This is a genomic window from Bacteroides sp., from assembly GCF_028690125.1.
GTDB lineage: Bacteria > Bacteroidota > Bacteroidia > Bacteroidales > Bacteroidaceae > Bacteroides.
In genome coordinates this window covers 1-3500 of the sequence record NZ_JAQVBV010000124.1, presented here as the reverse complement: position 1 = coordinate 3500, position 3500 = coordinate 1, and the positions used below count along the sequence as shown (strand labels likewise).

Annotated in this window: 7 protein-coding genes; all 7 read right to left on the bottom strand. The window is 39.4% G+C overall.

Going from position 1 to position 3500, the window contains the following annotated elements; genetic code table 11:
* Positions 1-155 precede the first annotated feature (155 nt).
* Positions 156-395: a hypothetical protein gene (locus tag PHO71_RS25745; RefSeq protein WP_300209038.1), complete on the bottom strand. Its 240-nt coding sequence runs from the start codon at positions 393-395 to the stop codon at positions 156-158.
* A 1-nt stretch (position 396) separates the two neighbouring features.
* Positions 397-792: a hypothetical protein gene (locus tag PHO71_RS25740; protein ID WP_300209037.1), complete on the bottom strand. Its 396-nt coding sequence runs from the start codon at positions 790-792 to the stop codon at positions 397-399.
* A complete protein-coding gene (locus PHO71_RS25735; RefSeq protein ID WP_300209036.1) occupies positions 792-1148 on the bottom strand; it encodes a hypothetical protein in 357 nt (118 codons plus the stop codon). The genes PHO71_RS25740 and PHO71_RS25735 overlap by 1 nt, the downstream gene beginning before the upstream one ends.
* Positions 1148-1426: a hypothetical protein gene (locus PHO71_RS25730; protein WP_300209035.1), complete on the bottom strand. Its 279-nt coding sequence runs from the start codon at positions 1424-1426 to the stop codon at positions 1148-1150. Before PHO71_RS25730 ends, PHO71_RS25735 begins: the two co-directional genes overlap by 1 nt.
* Before the next feature lie 92 nt (positions 1427-1518).
* Positions 1519-2265, bottom strand: a complete 747-nt coding sequence (locus tag PHO71_RS25725) for a DUF6353 family protein (protein ID WP_300209034.1) — start codon at positions 2263-2265, stop codon at positions 1519-1521.
* Entirely contained in the window at positions 2240-2584 is a 345-nt protein-coding gene (locus PHO71_RS25720; RefSeq protein ID WP_300209033.1) for a hypothetical protein, read from the bottom strand. The genes PHO71_RS25725 and PHO71_RS25720 overlap by 26 nt, the downstream gene beginning before the upstream one ends.
* 296 nt (positions 2585-2880) lie before the next feature.
* Positions 2881-3500, bottom strand: a 620-nt coding sequence (locus PHO71_RS25715) for an RNA-directed DNA polymerase (RefSeq protein WP_300209032.1), incomplete at its 5' end; no start/stop codon positions are given.

The following is a 3500-nucleotide window of genomic DNA, read 5'->3' as shown; positions in this document are numbered from 1 at the left end:
TTCTTGTGGAATCTCGACCTCTGTTTCAAAGTTCTTAAATTCTCCAAGAATACCTCTCTTCAATATTGCACTAACGATCATGTCAGATATTTTACTCATAACACAAGCTCCTTTCAGAATATAGTTTTCATTATAAGCTGTGTTATGGCCGCGAGTTAAATTACAGAGACGATATATTCGTTCTTCTTGCCAGATGTCGGCATGATGATTGTGATCGGATATGTCTTCGTCCGTACAATCTTAGCAGGCAAAGCCTTCTTGATAGCCTTAGCAATCTCCGGCTTAACGAACTGGTCGTTAATGGTCTTATCGTAGGAAATATAATCCTTCTTCCGGTTGTATGTAACCGCTACCGGAGTTTTGATAGGCTTGCGAATTGTAGGTTTCTTTTTCATGTCAATATTCTCCTTTTATAAGTGCTTTAATTTGTGTATTCTCTTCCCAGAGAACCTTGGCTTCATCCAGAGCTTTAGTAAGTATAGCATCCAGATTCTGTTCGGTGACGTACGGCTTAAACTCATCAGGTATTCGAGAATATAACTCGTCAATTACATAAGCCCGTTTGATCTTGCCGGTGCCACCACCGTACTGCGCTTCAGCATCAGTAACTAGTCCAAGTGCAATAGGAATTAGATTCTGCAATAGTCGTGAAACATATGCAACCTTCTCTGCACTGGACATAGCCTGCCAGTTTGGCCACCATTTCTTAATGGCAAACCCAAAGCTTACCAAAAGAATAAGGACGACTAAGATGTCGTGCCAGTATGTACCGATAAAACGTAAAATGTCCATTAAATATTTCCTCCCATATTAGCTAATGTATCCATCAGTGGATCGTGTTCTTTTCCTTCATTGCCGGCCTTGATCTTCAAGAGATTTTCAGCCTTACTTTTCCAGGCATAGAAGCCTATTGCAACAGCTGTTGGTGTACCCAAATATGCTGCATACGCAATAAACATTCCCGTGTCAATTTGCAGACCGAGTTTTGTATCCCAAACAGCCGAGCAAACGACCAGAACTCCACCAATGATCGCTCCCAAGATAAACAAAATATAAACGACACACATTGTTGCCTTGGTAAACGTGCTAGTGTACTTATTTGTCAATGGAATCTCCTCCTTTCCTAAAATAAAAAGAAGAAGGGTCATTAGACCCTTCCTTTTAACACAAAGTTTAATGCTTTACTAGTTACGATCTCAGCCTTCTCGAAGTTGAGTATCAGTAGGATTCCAAGCAGATTGCCTCCTACAACCAACAGTGTATCAGGTGATATCTTAAAATTGCTTTTCAGCATCTCGCAATATCCATCATACTGTTTCTTATAGAGAGTCCAATCCTCATCGGATATTCCTTCTTGACTCATCTTCGTGAATGTTAAGTCTCGTTCCTCAATAATTCGTTTCTTCGCTTCTTTACTTAGTCGCATGTTCCTTCTTCTCCTTTCAAATGTTTCATTATACGCGTTGTTTTACGCGCTAATGTTTAAGAAATCTTATAGCATGAGAAAAGTAAGCGACCCTAAGCGAATTTGGGATATACGTCAAAATCCATTACAAGGCAAGGTTCGTTGTTCTCATTTAAGCCAGTAGAAAACTTGGCTTCGCAGTATCCATGATCAATCTCCCAGCCGACTTTTGAGCCAAGACCTGAAGGAGCAAGTCCTATTGCATAATATAAATCGTTCAGCTCAACGAACATCGAATCTCTCAATTCAAGATTGATGTCATTAACAGCTTTACGAATCGTTTCGTGATCGGATTCAAAATATCGATCACACAATTTATCGTAGCAAAGAACCTTACCTTTACCTGTGATAAAGATCTGATTCGCACCAGACGGATTGCGATCAAGTCGATCTTGATTAACTTCATCACGAACTTTGCGCTCTTTGTTAGAGCCAATAGTCTCAACGACTTTGTTCTGATACTCTTTGAAGGCTGTTTCTGTAATGGAATATAAACCTGCAAGAGCAGCGTTACGACGCAAATTAACTGTATTTGCTGCGACAATACATCCAGCTGTTGCTAATCCAACACCTGCTGCAGGTAAATATAACTTCCAGCAGACACGGATCTTATCCTTAACAGTCAGATCATCGTCCAGTCGCGCTTCTTCGTCCTCCAACAGCTGTAGGGCCCTAGGAGTAGCTTTAACCGCCAGAACTGCGGTCGTAAATGTGCCAGCTATTGCTATACCGGTAAGTATTGTCGGACTGTTCTTAGACAGAGTCTTGCCAGCCCTATTCAATATTTGTTTTACACTCATTGGTTAACTCCTTTCTTTGTTCATGAACAACGCATTGTAATAGCAGCAAATAGTTGATGTGATCAGTGATCTTTTCATCCCATTTCTCTTGCGAGAAGATCTTATCCGAATGACACATGTCGTATACGGACGTTGTGTGTTTTGCCATCATGCCAGCAAGAGCTGCTTGCATGGTGGATCCGTGAAGTCCTGCACTAACTTTAAAGTTGTGAAGTCTATCTTCGTCTCCAGGTGCATATTCTCCTGCTTTAACAACTAGAATATCCAGACACTTTTTCACTTGCTCGTTGATGATTCTTTCTGCTTCGGGTCCCTTCATTACTCCAAGTCCTCCTTTCCATAATTTTCTTTGTTACTCGTCCCTTCATTTGTATGAGTTCGACAAGACGAGCATCAAATGCAACACGAGGCTCTTCCTCAGGTTCCCAAACATTTTCGAGATAATTCCTAAGCCATCGTTTGCGCTCTGCTACTTGTTTCTTCGTGAAACAAACTGCTGGTTCATACTTCACATAACTATCCTCCTTAACGAAATAATAAAAGAGAAGTGTGCTACCTTTGCACCACTAGCTGGGATTCGAACCCAGATCTCTTCATCTTTCATTATATGCGTTGTTAGTTTTGCGAGAAGAACATTTTGTATTTATGTTTTACTTTACGAATCGTAATTTTACAATCGTAAAGATTTTCGAAATATGCGAGTATTTCTTTTCGAGTGTTGTCAGGTAATAATTTATAGAACGATCCCATCCAACTTCGGAACATTGTGACAGCGTCATCAAATTTTGTTTCCTCTTGTTGGCTCATCTTTTTAAGTTTAACTCGCATAGAATGTACACGTTTCTTACCAAGTTTACGTGTGATATGACCGGTCGATGTTACATAATATCTCAATTGTAAATATGTGAATGGCTGAGATAATTTAACAATAGCCGTTTTCTTATGGTTAATGAATATGCCTAAATCATTAGCAATCTTCTCAATCTCTCCAAGAATATCTTGAAGTTCTTCTTTGGATTGGCTAATAATATAGAAATCATCCATATATCTACCATAAAACTTTTGACTACGAACTGTCTTGACGTATGAATCAATACGACTTGGATAGAATACACCAATCAATTGACTGATTTGATCACCAATATTAATCGATTTAGCCATCCATTTTTCTCTGGTTTTCAGAGATTTGTCGATTGTTCGATACTCTAACTTGTTAAATAATGTATCCATACAAT